Source organism: Geobacter sp. SVR (assembly GCF_016865365.1).
Taxonomy (GTDB): domain Bacteria; phylum Desulfobacterota; class Desulfuromonadia; order Geobacterales; family Pseudopelobacteraceae; genus Pelotalea.
The window spans coordinates 1,435,973-1,454,709 of the sequence record NZ_AP024469.1 but is presented as its reverse complement, the minus strand read 5'-3'; the positions used below and the strand labels follow the sequence as shown (position 1 = coordinate 1,454,709).

At 57.9% G+C, this 18,737-nt stretch carries 19 protein-coding genes and 1 tRNA gene; 13 read left to right on the top strand and 7 right to left on the bottom strand.

Going from position 1 to position 18,737, the window contains the following annotated elements; all coding sequences use genetic code 11:
• The first annotated feature begins 171 nt into the window (after window positions 1–171).
• The 4 genes from GSVR_RS06625 to GSVR_RS06610 are packed head-to-tail and all read left to right on the top strand — an operon-like array spanning window position 172 to window position 2,430.
• Entirely contained in the window at window positions 172–807 is a 636-nt protein-coding gene (locus GSVR_RS06625; protein WP_173196949.1) for a DedA family protein, read from the top strand.
• Complete coding sequence (locus tag GSVR_RS06620; RefSeq protein ID WP_173196948.1) at window positions 804–1,547, top strand: RNA methyltransferase; 744 nt, start codon at window positions 804–806, stop codon at window positions 1,545–1,547. Before GSVR_RS06625 ends, GSVR_RS06620 begins: the two co-directional genes overlap by 4 nt.
• Window positions 1,544–1,849 carry a SemiSWEET family sugar transporter gene (locus GSVR_RS06615; protein ID WP_173196946.1) on the top strand — a complete coding sequence of 102 codons (306 nt, stop codon included), beginning with the start codon at window positions 1,544–1,546 and terminating at the stop codon, window positions 1,847–1,849. Before GSVR_RS06620 ends, GSVR_RS06615 begins: the two co-directional genes overlap by 4 nt.
• The gene (locus GSVR_RS06610) at window positions 1,846–2,430 is read left to right on the top strand and encodes a LemA family protein (protein WP_173196944.1); all 585 of its coding nucleotides are present in this window, start codon (window positions 1,846–1,848) and stop codon (window positions 2,428–2,430) included. Before GSVR_RS06615 ends, GSVR_RS06610 begins: the two co-directional genes overlap by 4 nt.
• 87 nt (window positions 2,431–2,517) lie before the next feature.
• Here GSVR_RS06610 and ruvA read toward each other — a convergent pair whose 3' ends face one another.
• The 4 genes from ruvA to GSVR_RS06590 all read right to left on the bottom strand — a co-directional run bounded on the left by ruvA (window position 2,518) and on the right by GSVR_RS06590 (window position 5,056).
• Window positions 2,518–3,117, bottom strand: a complete 600-nt coding sequence (gene ruvA, locus GSVR_RS06605; RefSeq protein WP_173196942.1) for a Holliday junction branch migration protein RuvA — start codon at window positions 3,115–3,117, stop codon at window positions 2,518–2,520.
• Window positions 3,114–3,644: a crossover junction endodeoxyribonuclease RuvC gene (gene ruvC / locus GSVR_RS06600; protein WP_173196940.1), complete on the bottom strand. Its 531-nt coding sequence runs from the start codon at window positions 3,642–3,644 to the stop codon at window positions 3,114–3,116. Before ruvC ends, ruvA begins: the two co-directional genes overlap by 4 nt.
• Window positions 3,645–3,727: 83 nt before the next feature.
• Window positions 3,728–4,195, bottom strand: coding sequence for a peptide-methionine (S)-S-oxide reductase MsrA (gene msrA, locus GSVR_RS06595; RefSeq protein ID WP_173196938.1), 468 nt, complete (start codon window positions 4,193–4,195; stop codon window positions 3,728–3,730).
• A 117-nt stretch (window positions 4,196–4,312) separates the two neighbouring features.
• The gene (locus tag GSVR_RS06590; RefSeq protein ID WP_173196936.1) at window positions 4,313–5,056 is read right to left on the bottom strand and encodes a YebC/PmpR family DNA-binding transcriptional regulator; all 744 of its coding nucleotides are present in this window, start codon (window positions 5,054–5,056) and stop codon (window positions 4,313–4,315) included.
• Between the two features lie 132 nt (window positions 5,057–5,188).
• Between GSVR_RS06590 and GSVR_RS06585 the strand changes: the two genes are divergently transcribed.
• Together GSVR_RS06585 and GSVR_RS06580 are read left to right on the top strand one after the other, a co-directional pair.
• Window positions 5,189–5,554, top strand: a complete 366-nt coding sequence (locus GSVR_RS06585; protein ID WP_173196934.1) for a hypothetical protein — start codon at window positions 5,189–5,191, stop codon at window positions 5,552–5,554.
• Window positions 5,555–5,606: 52 nt separating this feature from the next.
• Window positions 5,607–5,681: transfer RNA gene (locus tag GSVR_RS06580), tRNA-Cys, on the top strand.
• 85 nt (window positions 5,682–5,766) lie between these two features.
• Here GSVR_RS06580 and GSVR_RS06575 read toward each other — a convergent pair.
• Window positions 5,767–6,183, bottom strand: coding sequence for a cupin domain-containing protein (locus tag GSVR_RS06575; RefSeq protein WP_173196932.1), 417 nt, complete (start codon window positions 6,181–6,183; stop codon window positions 5,767–5,769).
• Between the two features lie 415 nt (window positions 6,184–6,598).
• On the opposite strand from GSVR_RS06575, the gene GSVR_RS06570 reads away from it, so the two are divergent.
• The 6 genes from GSVR_RS06570 (at window position 6,599) to GSVR_RS06545 (ending at window position 15,320) form a co-directional block, all read left to right on the top strand.
• Complete coding sequence (locus GSVR_RS06570; protein WP_173196930.1) at window positions 6,599–7,603, top strand: ABC transporter substrate-binding protein; 1,005 nt, start codon at window positions 6,599–6,601, stop codon at window positions 7,601–7,603.
• A gap of 132 nt (window positions 7,604–7,735) precedes the next feature.
• Window positions 7,736–9,781, top strand: coding sequence for an ATP-binding protein (locus GSVR_RS06565; protein ID WP_173196928.1), 2,046 nt, complete (start codon window positions 7,736–7,738; stop codon window positions 9,779–9,781).
• A 43-nt stretch (window positions 9,782–9,824) separates the two neighbouring features.
• Window positions 9,825–10,574, top strand: a complete 750-nt coding sequence (locus tag GSVR_RS06560) for a response regulator (protein WP_173196927.1) — start codon at window positions 9,825–9,827, stop codon at window positions 10,572–10,574.
• 12 nt (window positions 10,575–10,586) lie between these two features.
• Window positions 10,587–12,140 (top strand): response regulator, encoded by a 1,554-nt coding sequence (locus tag GSVR_RS06555; protein WP_173196925.1) that lies wholly within the window; start codon window positions 10,587–10,589, stop codon window positions 12,138–12,140.
• Window positions 12,141–12,381: 241 nt separating this feature from the next.
• Window positions 12,382–14,145, top strand: a complete 1,764-nt coding sequence (locus GSVR_RS06550; RefSeq protein ID WP_173196923.1) for a phospholipid carrier-dependent glycosyltransferase — start codon at window positions 12,382–12,384, stop codon at window positions 14,143–14,145.
• 53 nt (window positions 14,146–14,198) lie between these two features.
• Window positions 14,199–15,320: a glycosyltransferase family 2 protein gene (locus GSVR_RS06545; protein ID WP_173196914.1), complete on the top strand. Its 1,122-nt coding sequence runs from the start codon at window positions 14,199–14,201 to the stop codon at window positions 15,318–15,320.
• A gap of 1,139 nt (window positions 15,321–16,459) precedes the next feature.
• Here the strand turns inward: GSVR_RS06545 and GSVR_RS06540 are convergent.
• Window positions 16,460–16,855 carry a GtrA family protein gene (locus GSVR_RS06540; RefSeq protein ID WP_203978826.1) on the bottom strand — a complete coding sequence of 132 codons (396 nt, stop codon included), beginning with the start codon at window positions 16,853–16,855 and terminating at the stop codon, window positions 16,460–16,462.
• A gap of 289 nt (window positions 16,856–17,144) precedes the next feature.
• Here GSVR_RS06540 and GSVR_RS06535 point away from each other — a divergent pair, with 289 nt between their 5' ends.
• Window positions 17,145–17,570, top strand: a complete 426-nt coding sequence (locus GSVR_RS06535) for a cytochrome c (protein ID WP_173196910.1) — start codon at window positions 17,145–17,147, stop codon at window positions 17,568–17,570.
• Window positions 17,571–17,678: 108 nt separating this feature from the next.
• On the opposite strand, the gene GSVR_RS06530 is transcribed toward GSVR_RS06535, so the two are convergent.
• The gene (locus GSVR_RS06530) at window positions 17,679–18,716 is read right to left on the bottom strand and encodes a GMP reductase (protein ID WP_173196908.1); all 1,038 of its coding nucleotides are present in this window, start codon (window positions 18,714–18,716) and stop codon (window positions 17,679–17,681) included.
• Between the last annotated feature and the right edge of the window lie 21 nt (window positions 18,717–18,737).

The following is an 18,737-nucleotide window of genomic DNA, read 5'->3' as shown; positions in this document are numbered from 1 at the left end:
CAATGTTTTTGACATGACCCGGAAAATACATTAGGCTAAAGAGTTCAAGGGGTCAAATCATTTCGAAGCACGCAACGCCCATCACAGCCGGCTGAAACGGCCCATCCGATCACGCCGGTCTTCATATCCGGTTGACGCACCAGACCACTCTCCTGATCAATGAGGACAACCATGCACTTACAGCAATTCCTCAGAGAATATCTCGAGCTCCATGGGTACTGGGTGCTGTTCATCGGTACGTTTCTCGAGGGTGAAGCCATTCTGATCATGGCAGGTTTTCTGGCGTTTCAGGGGTACCTGGACGTCAGGGGCGTCATTCTCACCGCTTTTGTCGGCTCATTTCTGGGAGACCAGGTCTATTTCTATCTGGGCTACTACAGGGGCAAAGCCCTGTTGCGGCGTTTTCACACGATTGCCAGAAAATTCCGCGAAGCGCTGCGCCTGATCGAAAAATATGGCGCGTATGTGGCCTTCATCTCCCGGTACACCTACGGTTTCCGGATTGTGCTCCCGATCATCCTCGGTGTAACAAGTCTGCCACCCGTCACCTTTCTCTGGATAAACCTGGTCAGTGCCCTTTCATGGGCTATCGTCTTTTCCTTGGCAGGTTATCTTTTCGGGAAGAGCGCCACACTCTTTCTGGACGATGTCGGCAAGTACGAACATTACCTGATGCTGGCACTGATCGGTTTCGTGGTGGTGGCGTGGCTGTTGCACCTGTATCATGCCTGGAATCTCAAAAAACCGGCCCGGAATCGGCTCGCCAGAATGCGCGCGGCCCGGGCCGAACGGAGTCAGAAGCAGTGAACGGAATAAACGAACACGTAACCATCGTCCTGGTTGAACCGCAGTCTCCCGGCAACATAGGCATGGTCTGCCGGGCAATGAAAAACATGGGCCTGACTCGCCTGCGGCTTGTCAAAGGATGCGACCGGTTTCATCCCGAATCGCTGAAATTCGCGGTTTCTGCCAGAGATCTGCTGGAGCGGGCCGAAGTGTACGATGACCTGGCCTCCGCCCTGGCCGACTGCGCCCTGACTGTCGGCACCACCAGACGGCACGGCAAGTATCGTCAGGAAATCCTCTCACCCGTGGAGGTTGCCACCCTGTTCAACGAGAATATCATCCCCGGCTCTCCCGCCGCCATCGTTTTCGGCCGGGAGGACAGCGGGCTGACCACCGATGAACTCTCTCTCTGCCGCTGGCATGCAACCATTCCCTCAGCCGCCGAATACGGCTCCCTCAACCTGTCCCAAGCCGTGCTCGTCTTCTGTTACGAGTTGGGCAAGGTAGCTGCATCTCCCGGCGGAGGCAGACTGGAGCAGGTGGCCACCTCGCAGCAGATGGAATCGTTGTTCGGCCAGTTGGACGCCTGCCTGCAGAAGATCGGTTTCCTCAATGAACAGAATCCTGCTCATATCATGCGGTCCATGCGCAGAATCCTTTTCCGGGCTACCTTGGACAACCGCGAAGTCGCCATTCTGCGGGGCATGTTGACGCAAATCGACTGGGCCACTGCCAATTTCGACGGCAGGAAAAGCTCATGAACCCGACCCAGATCGGCCTGCTGGCCGGCACCCTGACCAGTGTCGCCGCCATTCCGCAGGTAATCAAGACCCTACGGACCCGCCATGCCAGAGATATCTCCATCTGGCAGCCATTGCTGCTGGCATGCGGCGTCGGTCTCTGGATGCTGTACGGCATACTGATTCACGACCTGCCGCTGATCCTGGCCAACATTATTCCGCTGGTCTGCAACATCCTGCTGACCGGATTGAAGCTGCACTACCGCAAAACGGAATCCGAAACCGGATACATCAGCCTTTACCAAAAGGAGGAATCGCCATGAACCTTTTTCTGAAGAACCTGCACCTGCTTTTGCTGCTGGCACTGTTGCCTGGCTGCGGCTACAACACGATGCAATCCAATGAAGAGTCGGTGATTGCCGCCTGGGGCAATGTCGAATCTGCATACCAACGCCGTGCCGACCTGATCCCGAACCTGGTTGAGGTGGTCAAGGGATATGCCAAGCATGAGGCCGAAACTCTCAAGGCAGTGACCGAGGCGCGGGCCAAGGTGGGTTCGATGCAGGTTTCGAAGGATATCCTCAACAACCCCGCCACCCTCGACAGGTTCCAGCAGGCACAGGGAGAATTGTCCGGCGCCCTCTCCCGGCTGATGGTGGTGGTGGAAAAATATCCCGACCTGAAAGCCAACCAGAACTTCATGGACCTGCAAAAGCAGCTTGAAGGCACCGAAAACCGGATTAATGTGGCCCGGGAACGTTACAACAAGGCGGTCCAGGTCTTCAACACCAGTATCCGCACCTTCCCCAACTCCGTTACCAATTCGCTGATCCTGCACCTGCAGCGCAAAGAACCGTTCAAGGCAGATCCCGGGGCGCGGGTGGCACCGACGGTAAAGTTCTGATAGCACCTGCAACCAGACCCACACAGAAAAGCGGGAAAGGCAATACGCCTCTCCCGCTTTTTCATTCTTGCGCCAAATTCGCTTCGGCTATTTCATCAGTACCTTGAGAGCCTGCTTGAGCAATTCCTCCACGGTTCCCCCGCCGGAAGCATCCATTCCCCCCAGAGCCTTTTTCACCTGCGGCTCCTTGTATCCCAGGTTCAGAAGCGCAGAGGCCACGTCGTCCATTACGTCGGCAGGCGGCAGATCCTGAGGCCAGGCAGCCGGTATGGCCCCGATATCGAGCTTGCCTACCTTCTCCTTCAGCTCCAGAACAAGACGCTCGGCAGTCTTCTTGCCGATGCCGGGAATGGACGAAAGCTTGTGAATGTCTCCCTGGACGAGAGCCTGGGAAAGTGGCGCCGGCTGAATGTTGGAGAGGATATCCCGCGCCAGCTTGGGGCCAACCCCGGAGACCGAAATCAGCAGCTGGAAGAACGACTTCTCCAGCCGGGTGCGGAAACCGTACAGCTGGATGGCGTCCTCCCGCACCGCGGTATGGATCTGCAGGATTGCCGTTCCCCCTTCTTCCGGCAGTTCGTAATAGGTGGAAAACGGAATCAGCACCCGATATCCGACCCCCCCAACGTCGAGGATGATGTGGTCAGGCGACTTATGGGCGATGGTCCCCCTCAGCATACCGATCATGGCTTGTAGTTCCTCCAGGAAGTGGCCCGCCTGCCTGCTGCGGGCGCTATGGCCTGCACCAGGCCGTGAGAATTGATATGGCAGACTGCTACGGCGAGCGCATCGGAGGCATCTGCCTGTGCCACTTCGGGCAGCCCCAGGAGCGCCTTGAGCATCTTCTGCACCTGATTCTTCTGAGCCCTGCCGTGCCCCACCACAGCCTGTTTCACCTGCAAGGCCGTGTATTCCGCCACCGGCAGGCCGGCATGGACTGCCGCAACGATGGCGGCTCCCCGGGCCTGGCCGAGCTTGAGAGCGCTCTGGGCATTGGTGGCAAAGAAGACGTTCTCCACTGCCACCTGATCCGGCCGATACTCTTCGATCACAGCGCACAGGCCGTCGAAGACTCTCTTCAGCCGTCCAGGAAAATCGGCGGCACAATCGGTGAAAATCGCACCGTTATCGACGTGCACCAGGCTATTGCCCTGCTTTTCCACGATGCCGTAACCGGTGATGCGGGATCCGGGGTCGATGCCCAGCACCCTCATATCGGGAGCCTCTCGTTTTCAGTATTGTTCAGAAAGAGAAACATCATTGGCTGGCTCTTCATCGATGTGGTCAAGCGCGGCATTCAGAAACCGCAGCCTCCTCCATGCTTCTGATGGTACTTCTGGTGATATTCCTCGGCTTGCCAGAATGTCGACACCGGCACGATCTCAGTCACCACCGACCGGCGCAGGCGGCCGGAACGATCCAGCCGGTCCCGCGATGCTTCGGCCAGGCGTTGCTGATGTTCGGAATTGTAAAAGATGGCCGACCGGTACTGCGAACCGATATCCGGCCCCTGGCGATTCAGTTGGGTCGGGTCGTGGATCTGCCAGAAGAAATCAAGAAGCCGGTCGTACGAAACGGTTTCCGGATCAAAGGTAACCTCGACCGCCTCGGCATGTCCGGTGTCGTGCCCGCAGACATCACGGTAGGTGGGGTGCTCGGTATGCCCTCCGGTATAACCGACCCGGGTAGCGACGACACCCGGGACCTGCAGGAAGGCTTCTTCGATACCCCAGAAACATCCCGCTGCAAAGATTGCCGTATCCATGGCGAACCTCCTCTGGGATTCCATTCTAGACCGGCCGGTTCCTGACGGCAAGGGAAAGAGGACAGGCCGCAAACGTCTGGCCTATCAACAAGAAAGGGAGCCGAAGCTCCCTTGTCTCTACATCATCTTTTCCATCTCTTCGGCCGATATGTCGAAGTTGGCATAGACATTCTGGACATCGTCGTTGTCCTCCAGCTTGTCCATCAGCTTGAGCATGCTCTCTGCATGCTTGCCCTCCAGCGCGACCATGGTCTGGGGAATCATGGTCACCTCGGCATTGGCGAACTTGAAACCCTTGGCCTCCAGCGCCTCCCGCACCTCGATGAAGGCGGAGGGATCGGTGGTAACCTCGAACTGTTCGTCTTCTTCGGCCACATCATCGGCACCCGCTTCGATGGCCGCTTCAAACAGCTGTTCAAAATCAATGCTCTTCTCGAAGGTGATCAACCCCTTCTTGCTGAACATCCAGGCCACGCAGCCCGCCTCACCCATGTTGCCGTTGTTCTTGGTGAAAATGCTGCGGATGTCAGAAACCGAACGGTTGCGGTTGTCGGTCATCACCTCCACCAGGACGGCAGTGCCCCCCGGGCCGTAGCCCTCATAGATGATCTCCTCGTAGGTGACCCCTTCCATTCCGCCGGTACCCTTCTTGATGGCCCGCTCGATGTTGTCCTTGGGCATGTTCTCGGCCTTGGCCTTGTCGACCGCCGTGCGCAGGCGCGGATTGCCGTTCGGGTCTCCTCCCCCCAGCTTGGCAGCAACCGAGATCTCTTTGATCAGCTTGGTGAAAATCTTGCCACGCTTGGCATCAGCAGCACCCTTCTTATGCTTGATCGTGCTCCATTTATTATGGCCTGACATTTTCTTGCTCCTTGACCTAAGGTTTTAGCTCGAAAAAATATGTTTTCTATTGCCTTAAAAAGCGGCAGATATTAGCATGGACACCAACTGGCTGTCCAGAGGGAAATTCGCCGCGCAAAGGATGAAACTGCCATGCAAATCTCACGAAGCAAAGCCCTTCTCTGCCTTCTGATACTCCTGACAGTGTTGCCGACCGGTTGCAGCACGGGGAAACCCGCTCCATCACGTGAGCAGCCCCCGCTTCTGTCACATGACGAGTTGATCCGCCCCTATGTGCAGCTGGGACACATTCAGGTTACCCGGGAGGTTTATGGAATCCTCGATTACGAGGTGAAACCCGACATCCGCGAATGGGGCTTGGACGCCCTCCGGGCCGAGGCTGAGAAGATGGGGGCTGACGCCGTCATTGAGTCTGAGGTTACGGGCACGACGACCACCTACCTGATCCTGCCCTCCACCGAGTATCGCGCCACCGGCACTGCCATAAAGTTCAAATAAGGATTGACAGCACCATGATAAGTTTTATATAAATGCTATTCACGTCATGCATGGCGGCGTAGCCAAGTGGTAAGGCAGAGGTCTGCAAAACCTTTATTCAGCGGTTCAAATCCGCTCGCCGCCTCCAAAAGAAGAACAAGGGTCAGCCAATAAAGAGCTGACCCTTTTGCATTTGTGCCATCCGGGAACGACCAGCTCCACCCTGTCTAGCCTCACGGCACCTTGTTCATCTCCTTCACCACCGTCTCCCCAACTGTCCGCAGCGCCAGGTCCGGCGTGATTTCCTTCTCCTGCGTATCCACATAATGGATGTCAAAGACAGCATCGGTATAAAGGTAGAATACGCATGGCCCCGCTCCGCAGCGGAATTGATGGATATGCCGGGAAGACATCATCGCAAAGCCTCCCGCCTGAAGTGCCAGCGGTTGTCCACCCTTCATCTCCAGATTGGCCACACCGGACACCATCATGATATGTTCGTTCGGCGTGTGCCAGTGCCATGGAACCGTGCATCCGGCCGCTGCCTTGGCAAGAATGATGGAGGGCCCTTTGGCGGGATCTCCATTCTGGACCGATCCTATTATGCAGGTCGGCAAACCCGGAAAAGCCGTGAATTTCATATCAGCCATGTTTCCACCTGGCGCCTGGACAAATGCTTCCTGCCCTTTGCCGGGTTCTGACACTCCCAGAATCAACGCGATAGCAACCGGCACACACCACGCCCGATTCTTCATGTTCGTCCCCCTTCCCTGCTCTCGTTTAGCCACCCGGCTCTTCCCATGACCTACTGGAAGTATATCCAGGCTGCCACCGAATTCAAATGTGGCATACCGGGCACCCCTCCGCACGAGAAACGCCTGGAGTCCCGGCAAGGAAGGTCCACTCTTCCCGTTTTCGTAACGAAGCTTTATTAAATTTGCCTCTATCTTTAATAAAAACATGTTATCATGACTCCGCGCTGGAGCCGGGCTCCAGGACAGCACCACGGCCCCCGACCGGGCAAGGCACCGGTAAACACGGAGAAAAATGTCGAGGAGGCGCCTCATGCGAGGCAACATTATTCGCAATACGCTGTTATCGCTCATGGTTCTCGTCCAGTTGCTGGCAGCCGGCATAGGAGAAGCGGCCGACTGCAGGGTAATGGTTGTCATGAGCTATGAGGAGACATTCCCGTGGGTCAGGGAACAGAAGGAGGGTATCGATTCGGTACTGGGGGGCACCTGCGATATTCGCTATTTTTACATGAACACCAAGACCAATTTTGCCGGCGGACCTGATAAAGCGCGGCAAGCCTATGCGCTTTATCAGGAGTTCAAACCCCATGGTATAATTGCCGCCGATGACGATGCCCAATCCATGTTCGTGGTCCCCTATCTCAAGGACAAGGTCTCCACGCCGGTCATGTTCTGCGGCGTGAATGCCGAACCGGAACAGTACGGTTATCCCGCCTCCAATGTCTCGGGGATACTTGAACGCCTCCACCTCAGCGAATCCATCGCCCTTGCCCGTCAGTTGGCACCTTCCATCAAATCGATCGGCTTCATCATGCGGGAAAGTCCCGTAGCGGCGCTGGTATTCCAACAGGTGCGCAAGGAGGCGGACAGCTATCCAGTAAAAGTCGTCGACTTCAAAACCCCCTCTACCCTGAAAGAGGCAGTGACGATGACCGCAGAGCTGAGGAGAAAAAGCGATCTCCTATTCGTTGAAACGTTGGAGGGCATTACCGATGAGGAGGGCAAACCGATGAAGGATCGCGAAGTCATGCCCATCATTGCGCGCATGTTCGGCAAATCCACCATCGGCACCAATGCCTACGCAGTCGAATACGCCCTTTTGAGCGCCGTCATCAAAACCGGCCAGGAACAGGGATCCACCGCCGCAACCATGCTCCGCAAAGCCATGGCCGGGACTCCGGCGGGACAGATCCCCATCGGCCGAAACCGCTTCGGCAAACGCATGATCAATCTGACGGTGATGAAATCGCTGGGGATGGAGCCGAAACCCATAATTTTGCGGGGAGTGGAACTGGTAAGGACACGGGAAAACTGAGATCACGTGCCTGACCTCGATGCTCGGGTCCCTCGGATCCATAACGACCCGCACTGCTGCTGAACGTCGATGTGTCGAAAACACCACGGCAGACAAAGCTGCCGGACCGCCTTTCTCCCTGCAGGGGTTCACATGAGCCGCGCATTCACATTCCGTCATACCGGCCTTACAGCAAAGCTTCTGGCAATGAACGTGCTGATCCTCGTGGTGTTTGCCCTGATCGGCGTGGTGCTGCTGTTTTCGTTCAACCACATCGAGGAGCTGCTGACGAAAACCGTTGTCAGCGACGTCAGCCGCAATCTCCAAAATGCAGGACTGCTGCGCGAACTCTCCGGCGTATTCAGCGATACCAGCTTGCTGGCCGGCTCTTTTGTCAAAAAGGAAGAGTACCTGAAGACCAAGGGAGAACAGCTGGTCGCAACAACGGACAGGTTGGCGGCACAAAGCACCGATCAGCGGCTGGCAGAAACGCTGACGGAGTTCAGCCGCATGTTGCGCGCGATTCTCGACCAGTGTGCCCGGATCAACAAGACCGTCCGCCAAACGGAAGATTATAACAGAATGCTGCGCCTGTCCCTGGAAAAGCTGGAGAAGACCATATCGGACAGGAAGATGGAACTGATCCTGAAGGGGTTCGATCCCACCATCATGGAGCAGTTGAGCAACCTCGTCAACGGCTACAACGAGACGGTGCTGGAGACGAATCTGCTCTTTGCGAAAGCCGCTTCCGAACAGATCGGCAGCGACAAGGCAGAACGCGAACGGCTGATAATCGCGCGTCTGGACGAACTGGTCCCGAGAATGCAGACCCTGACCGCCTCGGAATCGGCCATCGCCGGTTACGGTCCGCTCTTGACCGCTGAAGTGAAGCATTACCGCAATGCGCTGGCCGCTTTTTTCCAGGAAACCGCCAAACTGCAGCAGCATCTGCGTGAACTGGAAGAGGTGAAGACGCGCATCATGGACAGCATGAAGCAGATCGACGCCCAGCTCAGCTACTCCACGAGCACCATGCGCGATGCAATCCGTACGGTCATGCATTCCTCCCGCCGACTGATCCTGATGTTGTCGATTGCGGCCGTGCTCCTGTCGGCTGCATTTACCGTCTTCTTCATTCTCGCCAATATCCGCAAGCCGATGATGCTGATCAGCGCTGGCATTGAAGCCATCAGCGGGGGCAACCTGGAAACCCGCATCCGGCTCGGCAGAAGCGACGAGTGGTCCATGATCGAAGAGGCCCTCAACCGGATGGCCTCTGACCTCAAGACTTCCTATCAGGAACTTCACGCGAAAAACAGGGATCTTGAGAACACCCAGACGAAACTTAACGAAAAAGTCGCGGAACTGGTCACCGAGGTAGAGGCACGCACCCTGGCCGAGCGGGAACTGGCCAGACAGCACGAACACCTCGAAGAAATGGTGCGCGAACGTACCGCAGACCTCGAAGCGGCGCAAGAAGAACTCATCAGGAGGGAAAAGCTGTCGGTCCTGGGCCAGCTGACCGCAACCGTGAGCCATGAGCTTCGCAATCCGCTCGGAGTCATACGTTCTTCCGCCTTTTATCTTGCGCGGCGGCTCCACGGCACGGACGAGAAGGTCGACAAGCATATCCACCGCATCGAGCAGCAGGTAACCCTGAGCGATTCGATCGTGGGAGACCTGCTGGAGTATACCAGGGGCAGCCTGTCCGACACGAGCGAGGGGGACATCAATGTCTGGCTGCGGGAGCTGCTGGAGCAACTGACGCCTCCCGAGGAGATCTGCACCCTGCATGAATCCCGCCTTCCGCTTCCCCCGGTGCGTTTCGACCGGGACAAAATGCGCCGCGTGGTGGCCAACCTGGTGGAGAATGCGTTGCACGCGGTGACTGCGCGGAAGGAGAAGGAAAAGGAGGAGGCCTATCGTCCCCGGGTGGATATCGCAACGTCGCGTACGGGAGATGGCGTGCAGATCGTCGTGGAGGATAACGGCACCGGCATGGATGGAGAAACGGCAGCCCACGCCTTTGAACCGCTTTTTACGACGAGGGCCCGCGGCACCGGCCTCGGCCTTGCCATTGTCCGCAAGATCGTGGAGGAACATGACGGCACGGTCTCTCTCTCCAGCCAGCCCGGCAGCGGTACGCGTGCCACGGTATGGCTTCCCGGGAGCTGCAGGCGAATGGCACGGTTAACCTGACCAATTGAGTGTGATGACCACTTTGAGCACAACCGGGGGATACATGGGAACGAGAATTCTGCTGGTGGACGACAACGAGGATTTTCTCGACAGCACTAAGGATGTGCTGGAGGAGGAGGGGTACCAGGTCACCACGGCCCGGAGCGGTGAAGGTGCGCTCATCCAGGTGGTCAGCGCCCCCTTCGACGTGGTGATCATGGATATCAAGATGCCCGGGATGAACGGGGTGGAAAGCTTCATCGAAATGAAGCGCCTCCGCCCGGATCTCCGGGTGATCCTCGTCACCGCATACAGTGTCGCATCGCTGGTCACCCAGGCAATCGACGAGGGGGTCTGCGCTGTCCTCAACAAGCCCCTGAACATGGGCATGCTCTTCTCTACCGTCGAAAAGGCGAAAACGACCGGCACAGGAGGGCTCATCCTGGTGGCGGACGACGATTGCGACTTCTGCGAAAACCTGGTTGACGTGCTGACCGGGGAAGGCTTCAGGGTCGTTGCGGCCCATGACGGCGAAGAAGCGGTCAGACAGGGCGAGAATATCCCGTTCGACGTTCTCCTGATCGACATGAAGCTGCCTGCCCTGAACGGCCTGGAAGCCTACCGGCGGATCAAAAGGTCCAAGCCGGACATGGTCGCCATTTTCATCAGCGGCTATGCGGTGGAAATGGACATCCTGATACGTCAGGCGCTCGATGAAAAGGCGCTCTGTTTCCTGGGAAAGCCGATCGACATGGTTCAACTGCTGAAGCTTTTGAAAAACAACTGCACCGACGGGCACGCGAGTACCCACTGACGGGACACGACCATGGCCAATAAAAAATTATTGATTGTCGATGACAACGCAGCACTGTGCGATTCTCTTGAGGACATCGTCAGAGACAGCGGGTATGAGCCCTGTTCGGCCTATTCGTATGCCGAAGGTCTCCGGTTGGCGGAAGAGCAGCGCCCCACCGTCGCGGTGATCGACCAGAAGCTGCCGGACGGGCTCGGTACAACGCTGCTGGCCGAATTGAAGCGCCGGGATCCGGAATGCATCTGCATCATAGCCACGGCCTTCGCTGATGTGGATTCGGCGGTCAGCGCGCTCGAAAATGGCGCCTTCCATTACCTGCACAAGCCTGTCAGACCGGTGGAGTTGCTGAGGCTTCTGGAACGGGCCTTTGAGCTCATCCGCCTGCGGGAGGAGAAACAGGCGGCCGAGCTGGCACTGAGGGCCAGCGAGGAGAGGCTCAGACATGCCCAGAAGATGGAAGCGCTCGGAACGCTCGCCGGGGGCGTGGCTCATGATTTCAACAACATCCTCATGGGGGTGCTCGGCAATGCCGGCATAATGGAAATGAAACTGGAACCCGGCTCCCCCCTCAAGAAATATGTCGACCAGATCATTCTGTCGGCGGAAAACGCGACCAAGCTTACGCGCAACCTGCTGTCGTTCAGCCGCAAGCAGATCATGTCGGTGAAACCGACGAGCTTGAACGACATCATAAAAAGAATGGAACAGCTGCTGCCCAAACTGATCGGAGAAGACATTGAACTCTCCATCGGCCTGGGGGACGATCTCGCCATCCTGGCGGATGCCGGCCTGATCGAACAGGTGCTGATGAATATCGCCACCAATGCCAGGGGGGCCATGCCCGACGGCGGATCGCTGGCCATAAGGACCTTCCGGACTGACCTGGACGGCAGTTTTGTTGCCGGTCACGGCTATGGGGAAGCCGGTTCGTATGCCCTGATTTCCCTTACCGATACCGGCATCGGCATGGATCAGGGAACAATGGCACGGATCTTCGAGCCCTTTTTCACCACCAAGGATATCGGCAAAGGAACCGGCCTCGGCTTGACCATGGCCTACGGCATCGTCAAACAGCACAACGGCTACATCACCTGCTGCAGCGAACCGGGCAGGGGAACCAGCTTCCATATCTATCTGCCGCTCAGCGTGGAGGCGATCAGCGATGGCGGCCTCACATCGAACCCCATCCCGCGTGGAGGACACGAAACCATCCTTCTGGCCGAGGACAACCCTGAAGTGCGCAGCACCATCAAGGAGACCCTGGAGGAATTCGGCTACCGGATTGTGACAGCGGCGGACGGCGACGAGGCTGTCAGCCGCTTTGCAGAGTTCCGGGAATCGATCCAACTGCTGCTCCTCGATGTGATCATGCCACGCAAGAACGGCAAGGAGGCCTTCGACGAGATCCGCAGGATGGCACCCGGCGTCAAGGCGATCTTTACCAGCGGCTACACGGGCGATGTTCTCAACAGGAGGGGAGTTATGGACCAGCAGTTGAACTTCCTGTCCAAGCCTGTCGCTCCATACACGCTTCTGCGGACAGTGAGGGACGTCCTGGATGCCTGATCACCGCGCCGGCTTCTCCCATCCCCTGCCTCAGCGCCCTTCGTTTCTCCTCTGAGGAGGAGTGACAAATCATCACCCAGCCGCCGCACCCTCTACATTTCCCTCATCCCTCTCCTCCCGGCGATTGACCTGCCGGCCCTTCTCCGCTGCTGCCCCGGCTTTATTTAATCGGATTAGTTGGTAGAATTTAGCAGCAAGCACCAGACTACTCTCCTTGCCGGTGCGTCACGCCGGGGTTTCGATGGCACAAGCAACGCCACAATCCGCGACAGCACCCGCCGGTGCCCCCTGTTCCACAATGACCGACCGGTGGGACATCCTGGTCATGGCTGCAATGACTCTGGTGTATCTGATGGTTGCGCTCTACGACCTTGGCAGCTTCAAAGTGCCTTCCACGGCGTGGCAGCCGCTGCAGGCCGGAGCCTCCTTCGAGATCGATTTCGGCCGGGACATAGACATCAGCCGGATCTACTATTACAGCGGCATCAACGAGAACCGCTACGACAACGCCAAATTCCTGATCCTCTATCGCACGGGAGACAGCTATCTCCCGCTGGCGGACATCGAGAAGAAGGAGTGCGGCATCTGGAGGTACAGCGAACTGACGGTGAGAACATCACGGTTGAGAGTGGTGGCTGACCCTCCCGGGGGCACGCTGAACGAGATTGCCATCATAGAAAGGGGAAGCCGGACCCCCCTTCGAAATTTCAGAGTGATCTCCGACGGTTCCGCCGGTGCCGGCAGTCCATTGAATCTGTTCGACGAGCCTGAAACGCTCGAATATGTCCCTTCTTTCCGGAGCGGCTTCTATTTCGACGAGCTCTACCACGCCCGCACAGCCTACGAATACCTGCACGGCATGGAGCCCTATGAGACGACGCACCCCCCCCTGGGGAAGCTGCTGATCGCTGCAGGCATTGCCCTGTTCGGGATGAATTCCATCGGCTGGCGCCTGCCGGGGGTCCTCTTCGGAGCGGCCATGCTGCCGATCATGTACCTGTTCGGCAAGAAGCTGTTCGGTGCCCGTTTCTACGCCTTCTGTGCCGCATTCCTGATGATGGTCGATTTCATGCACTTCACGCATTCGCGGCTGGCGGTCATCGATGTCTACCCGACAGTGTTCGTGATGCTGATGTTTTATTACTTGTGCGATTTCTACCTGCAGGACGTTTCCGATGATCCGGAACAATGCGTTGTTCCGCTGTTCCTGACCGGGCTCTGCTTCGGGCTGGGCGCCGCCTCCAAATGGATCAGCCTGTACGCGGGAGTCGGCCTGGCCCTTCTGGTGGCCCTGCACATGCACCGCACCGTGAAAGCGGCTCCGCACGACGAGGCAGCCGGAGACCATCAGCGAAGCTACCTGCTGCGGGTGTCGGGCTATTGCCTGCTGTTTCTGCTGGTGATGCCGGCAGCATTGTACCTGCTCTCCTATATGCCATTTTTCATCAGGGGCCCGGGCCACGACTTGTCGGAAGTACTGAGGAACCAGCGCGACATGTTCGCCTACCACAGCCAGCTGAAGGCTATCCATCCCTTCTCGTCGCCGTGGTGGACATGGCCTCTGGACATTCGGCCGGTCTGGCTTTACACGGGAAGCGATCTTCCGCCGGGTCAGGTATCCACGATCGCCAGCTTCGGCAATCCGGTGATCTGGTGGGCCGGCATACCGGCGGTCATCATTGCCGCCGTTCTGGCGGCCGTGGAGCGGGACAGGGGGATGACCGTGGTCTTTACCGGGATGGCGTGCCAGTATCTGCCCTGGGCTGTCATTCCGCGGCTGGCGTTCATATACCATTTCTTTTCCGTTGTGCCGTTCGTGATCCTCTCCCAGGTCTACCTCATGAAGAAAGCGATCGAGACCTGGCCCAGGGCGCGCTATGCCGTCTATGGCTACCTGGGACTGGCCGGTCTGCTCTTTGTCCTGTTCTACCCGCTTCTGTCCGGCATGCAGACGCCGGAAACCTCCATAGCCAGACTGAGGTGGCTGAAAAGCTGGAATTTTTGACTTCAACCCGCAGGTACATCTGAAGGCGCCGGGTAGCAGCACCGGGGGTGAGCATGTCGGAAACCATACGATTTTCGGTTGTCGTGCCGGTCTTCAACGAAGAAAAGGTCCTGGTCGAAATGTACCAGAGACTGCATGCCGTGATGGAGAAACTGCACCAGACCTACGAGATCATCTTCGTCAACGACGGCAGTTCCGACCGGACCTTCTCGATCCTGAACGATCTGTGCGGACGCGACAGCACCATAAAAGTCATCGAATTTGCCAAGAATTTCGGCCATCAGACCGCCATAACGGCAGGGATGGATTATTCGCAGGGAGAGGCCGTGATCGTAATCGATGCGGATCTCCAGGACCCGCCTGAGGTCATTCCCCAGATGATCGCACGCTGGGAAGAGGGGTATGACGTCGTCTACGGCAAACGGGGGGAGCGGAAGGGTGAGACCTTTTTCAAGAAACTCAGCGCATCCTTCTTCTACCGCCTGATGAAGAAGATGACCGATGTGGACATCCCGGTCGACACCGGCGATTTCCGCCTGATCGACCGGACGGTGTGTGATGCGCTCAAATCCATCAAGGAGAGAAACCGCTACATCCGCGGCATCATAAGCTGGCTCGGCTTCAAACAGATCGGCGTGGATTTCTGCCGGGAAAAACGTTTTGCCGGAGAAACCAAGTATCCGCTCAGGAAAATGCTGAAGTTCGCCTTCGATGCCATTACCTCGTTCTCTTTCAAACCGCTGAAACTTTCCTCCTACCTGGGCATACTGCTCTCCTTTTTCAGTTTCAGCTATCTGCTGATCGTCCTGTACCGGAAGCTGTTCACCGACCATATCATCGACGGCTGGGCCTCCAGCATGATGGTCAACCTTTTTTTCAACGGGATTGTACTGATGATGCTCGGCATTGCCGGCGAGTACATCGGCCGGATCTATGACGAGAGCAAGGGCAGGCCACTCTACGTGGTACGGCAGATGCGGAACTTTACCATGGAGGAAAACGGCGGCAGGCGCGCGGCAGGCGCGCTGCGCCCGGATTCAACGCACGTCCGCCCCACCGGCGCCGACAGTCTCCGGACGGGCTTCGCGGGCACAGTATCCGCGCAGGCCCGGCAGAATCCAAAACCTGATGCCATGACCGACCATCAGACAGAAGAGCATCAGATTGACGGCTGAAACCGACAGCAGCACCAGGTCGAAGCGCGCCAGATGGTAAACTCCGCCGGTGCTGGCGATCAGCACCTGCGCGACATTGATGAAGTGGGTGATGCTGAAACCGATGTAGAGAACGAGCAATCGGCGATCCCGGGCATACAGATAGTTCAGCAGGATCAGAACAAGCACCGGAAAAAGATACCGTTCGTGCATTCTGGACGAAAACAGGAATACCGCCGCAGCCAGAAAGGCACCCGCGTAGAGCACCCTCGACCTCTCCCGTCCCAGGAAGCATACTGCCAGGGCCGACAGCGCCGTCACTGCGATGAAGAAGGTACCCCAGCTTCGGTAGGAGAACAGGAGCCAGGCACCGTTTTCAGACTGGAAATTTCCGCCGGTCAGCGCGAACAGATTGAAGGCATTCAGGCTGGCATAGGGGTAGGAAACCAGGGTTGTGCCATAGTGCCTGAAAACCCAGAAAGGCCCCCCGTTGCGGGCAAACAACCCTATGCCGGCTGCGAAGATTCCCATTCCCGACATAACGCTTGCCAGCACCTTCCGCAGGCCCGCGGGACGCATCAGATGCTCGGCCAGGGCATACAACAGCAGCGGCGTGAAGATCAGTGCCTGAGGTTTGATCAGCAGCGCAACCGAATAGGCTGAAACGGCAGCCGGGAGCCGGTCCTGGACCAGCCACACCAGGGCTGAAGCGATGAACAGCGTAAAGACCGCATCCACCTGCCCCCAGGCAGCCGAATTGACGATAATGGCCGGATTGAAACCGTACATCAGAGCCATGACCAGCGCAAAGCGCTCGCCTCTGAGCGCCGCTGCCAGCCGGTGGATCAGAATGACGGTCGCCAGGTCTGCCATGATCGCCGGCAGCTTTATCAGTGCCAGAAAAGCCGGGGAACCGGTGGGGATGAACAGCAGCTTCTTGAGCGTGCCGATCAGAAAGAGCACATAGATATAGCCGGGGGGGTAATCGGCAAAGGTTCCGCCCGAGTAGAAGCCGGGCAGATTTTCCGCCGCCTGCAGGGCCCAGGCCTGAAAAGTCTGCACATCGGTATGGTAGCCTTTCACAACCACCGCCAGGACGAGCCTGATCAGCAGCATCAGCACCAGGGAGAATCGAAACGGCCTCGACCAGTTTCCTCCGCTCATCGTTCCCTATCCTGTTCAAGCGTCAGTCCGCTCCGTCTGAAGACCCAGAACTTGCTGCCGCAGAAACTGATCGTCATGGTCAGCAGAGTCGCGGCCACCTTGGCATGCACCAGCGGAAGTCGGAGCGGCGAATGAAAGAGATACACCAGCAGCACCGATGCCGCCAGGGCCGACAGGTTGACAGTCACAAACCTGAACAGCTCCGACACCCTGGTGCCGGTCACCCCAAAGGTCCAGTACTTGTTGAGCATGTAGCTGTTGACGATGCCGCAGCCGTACGAGCATGCCTGTGCCAGCAGATAGGTCATGCCCGCTCCCGATAGAAGGAAAAAGAGACCAAAATCCAGGAGGGTGTTGACGATTCCGACCAGGTTGAATCTGGTCAGCTGCAATGCGGCTGTCCGCACGCCGGCGGGACGCCCGTATTTTCGTCCATCCGCCTTCATGCCAGCAACTATACCTCAGAATGGGACGCTCCGCGACGGCATCACCCCCGGGGTCAGCTTGACAGCCATCTTCCCGGCAGTAAAATTCTAGCATGACAATTGTTTAATCAACCACAAGGAAGGAGCTTTGAAAAGGACGCTGGCCCGATGAAACTCCAAAGCGGATATAAGCCTGTTGCGGAATCGCATGGGTACAGCCCGGTTCGCCGGGCGTCAACGACCATGGAGGTGAAGCATGTCGAACAGAGCGAAAAATCTTGTTGCGGTACTGATGTGCGCCAATCTCGTGCAATTCGGAACCATTGCCGTCGCCGCCACCACGGAGAGCGACACTTCGGCGCCCGGCGGCAGCACGTACGAGAGCGATGGTGGCTCCCTACGGGCTCCCTCGCCCGTTCCTAAACCGACCATGACTCCTTCGACCATTCCCAAAGCCACCATGACCCCAGCGCCGACCTCCACACCGAAACCGGCAGCAACACCGGCATCGGCTCAGGACGGCGCCTCGCTCTACAACACGTACTGTTCCGGATGCCACGGCGCGAGCAAGCGCGGCAGCTCTGCCAGCTCGATCCAGAATGCCATCAACGGCAACAGAGGCGGCATGGGCTTCCTCAACACCCTCACTCCGGCCCAGCTCAAAGCCATTTCCCAGTACTGATGCCGCGGACTTCCCGATCAGCACCGAAACCCTCTCCTGCCGGAGAGGGTTTTTTCGTGGGGGCGCGATCCGGTATTCATGACAGCAGAGTCGCCTTACAGCCGCAAGTCACGAGAAGGCCTGATTTTCCTGTTCCTCCACCAGGATGAAGGTGGTCCGCTTGGTCAACTCCTTCAGGGCCGCGGCACCGACATAGGTGCAGGCGGAACGCACTCCTCCCAGGATATCCTTGACTGTTTCGACGATCGGTCCCCGGTAGGGAACCTCCACCGTCTTTCCTTCCGATGCCCGGTAATTGGCGACCCCGCCGGCATGCTTGTCCATGGCGGTCGCGGAACTCATACCGTAAAACAGCTTGTACTGCCGGCCATCCCTTTCAACCAGGTCCCCGGCGCTTTCATCGTGACCGGCGAACATCCCCCCCAGCATGACGAAATCGGCGCCGCCGCCAAAGGCTTTGGCCACGTCCCCCGGACAGATGCAACCGCCGTCTGACACGATCCTGCCACCCAGCCCATGTGCCGCATCGGAGCATTCTATTACCGCCGAGAGCTGCGGATAACCTACCCCGGCCTTGACCCGCGTGGTGCAGACCGAACCGGGGCCGATGCCGACCTTGACGATATCCGCACCCGAAAGCAGCAGCTCCTCCACCATCTCGCCGGTTACCACATTGCCCGCCACGATGGTCTTGTCCGGAAAGGCGCTGCGCACCTTGGCGATGTAATCGACAAAGATCTCGGTGTAGCCGTTGGCCACATCCAGGCAGATGAAGGCCAGCCGGGGATGATCGGCCAGAATCCGTCCCAGTTTGCTGAAATCGTCATCAGTGGCGCCGGCGCTGACCATGATATGGGAGTAGATGCCGTCGTCGCAGCTTTCCAGAAAGCGGTCCCACTGCTCCAAGGTGTAATGCTTGTGTACGGCGGTCAGAAGGCCGTGGGAAGCGAGAACCCTGGCAACCTCGAAGGTACCGATGGTGTCCATGTTGGCGGCGATCACCGGAATGCCGCTCCACTCCCGGCGGCTGTGAAGAAAGGAAAAGGTCCTCTGCAATTCCACCAGGGAACGGCTCTTCAGGTTGGAACGCTTCGGCCTGATCAGCACGTTCCGGAAGCCCAGCTTCAGATCGGTTTCGACACGCATGGAACCTCCTCTCAATATGCT

What these genes read in the sequence shown, in the direction of transcription:
- GSVR_RS06625 (WP_173196949.1), top strand. Translation starts at nt 172, where the DNA reads ATGCACTTACAGCAATTCCTCAGAGAATATCTCGAGCTCCATGGGTAC.
- GSVR_RS06615 (WP_173196946.1), top strand. Translation starts at nt 1,544, where the DNA reads ATGAACCCGACCCAGATCGGCCTGCTGGCCGGCACCCTGACCAGTGTC.
- GSVR_RS06610 (WP_173196944.1), top strand. Translation starts at nt 1,846, where the DNA reads ATGAACCTTTTTCTGAAGAACCTGCACCTGCTTTTGCTGCTGGCACTG.
- ruvA (WP_173196942.1), bottom strand. Translation starts at nt 3,117, where the DNA reads ATGATCGGTATGCTGAGGGGGACCATCGCCCATAAGTCGCCTGACCAC.
- ruvC (WP_173196940.1), bottom strand. Translation starts at nt 3,644, where the DNA reads ATGAGGGTGCTGGGCATCGACCCCGGATCCCGCATCACCGGTTACGGC.
- msrA (WP_173196938.1), bottom strand. Translation starts at nt 4,195, where the DNA reads ATGGATACGGCAATCTTTGCAGCGGGATGTTTCTGGGGTATCGAAGAA.
- GSVR_RS06590 (WP_173196936.1), bottom strand. Translation starts at nt 5,056, where the DNA reads ATGTCAGGCCATAATAAATGGAGCACGATCAAGCATAAGAAGGGTGCT.
- GSVR_RS06585 (WP_173196934.1), top strand. Translation starts at nt 5,189, where the DNA reads ATGCAAATCTCACGAAGCAAAGCCCTTCTCTGCCTTCTGATACTCCTG.
- GSVR_RS06575 (WP_173196932.1), bottom strand. Translation starts at nt 6,183, where the DNA reads ATGGCTGATATGAAATTCACGGCTTTTCCGGGTTTGCCGACCTGCATA.
- GSVR_RS06570 (WP_173196930.1), top strand. Translation starts at nt 6,599, where the DNA reads ATGCGAGGCAACATTATTCGCAATACGCTGTTATCGCTCATGGTTCTC.
- GSVR_RS06565 (WP_173196928.1), top strand. Translation starts at nt 7,736, where the DNA reads ATGAGCCGCGCATTCACATTCCGTCATACCGGCCTTACAGCAAAGCTT.
- GSVR_RS06560 (WP_173196927.1), top strand. Translation starts at nt 9,825, where the DNA reads ATGGGAACGAGAATTCTGCTGGTGGACGACAACGAGGATTTTCTCGAC.
- GSVR_RS06555 (WP_173196925.1), top strand. Translation starts at nt 10,587, where the DNA reads ATGGCCAATAAAAAATTATTGATTGTCGATGACAACGCAGCACTGTGC.
- GSVR_RS06550 (WP_173196923.1), top strand. Translation starts at nt 12,382, where the DNA reads ATGGCACAAGCAACGCCACAATCCGCGACAGCACCCGCCGGTGCCCCC.
- GSVR_RS06545 (WP_173196914.1), top strand. Translation starts at nt 14,199, where the DNA reads ATGTCGGAAACCATACGATTTTCGGTTGTCGTGCCGGTCTTCAACGAA.
- GSVR_RS06535 (WP_173196910.1), top strand. Translation starts at nt 17,145, where the DNA reads ATGTCGAACAGAGCGAAAAATCTTGTTGCGGTACTGATGTGCGCCAAT.
- GSVR_RS06530 (WP_173196908.1), bottom strand. Translation starts at nt 18,716, where the DNA reads ATGCGTGTCGAAACCGATCTGAAGCTGGGCTTCCGGAACGTGCTGATC.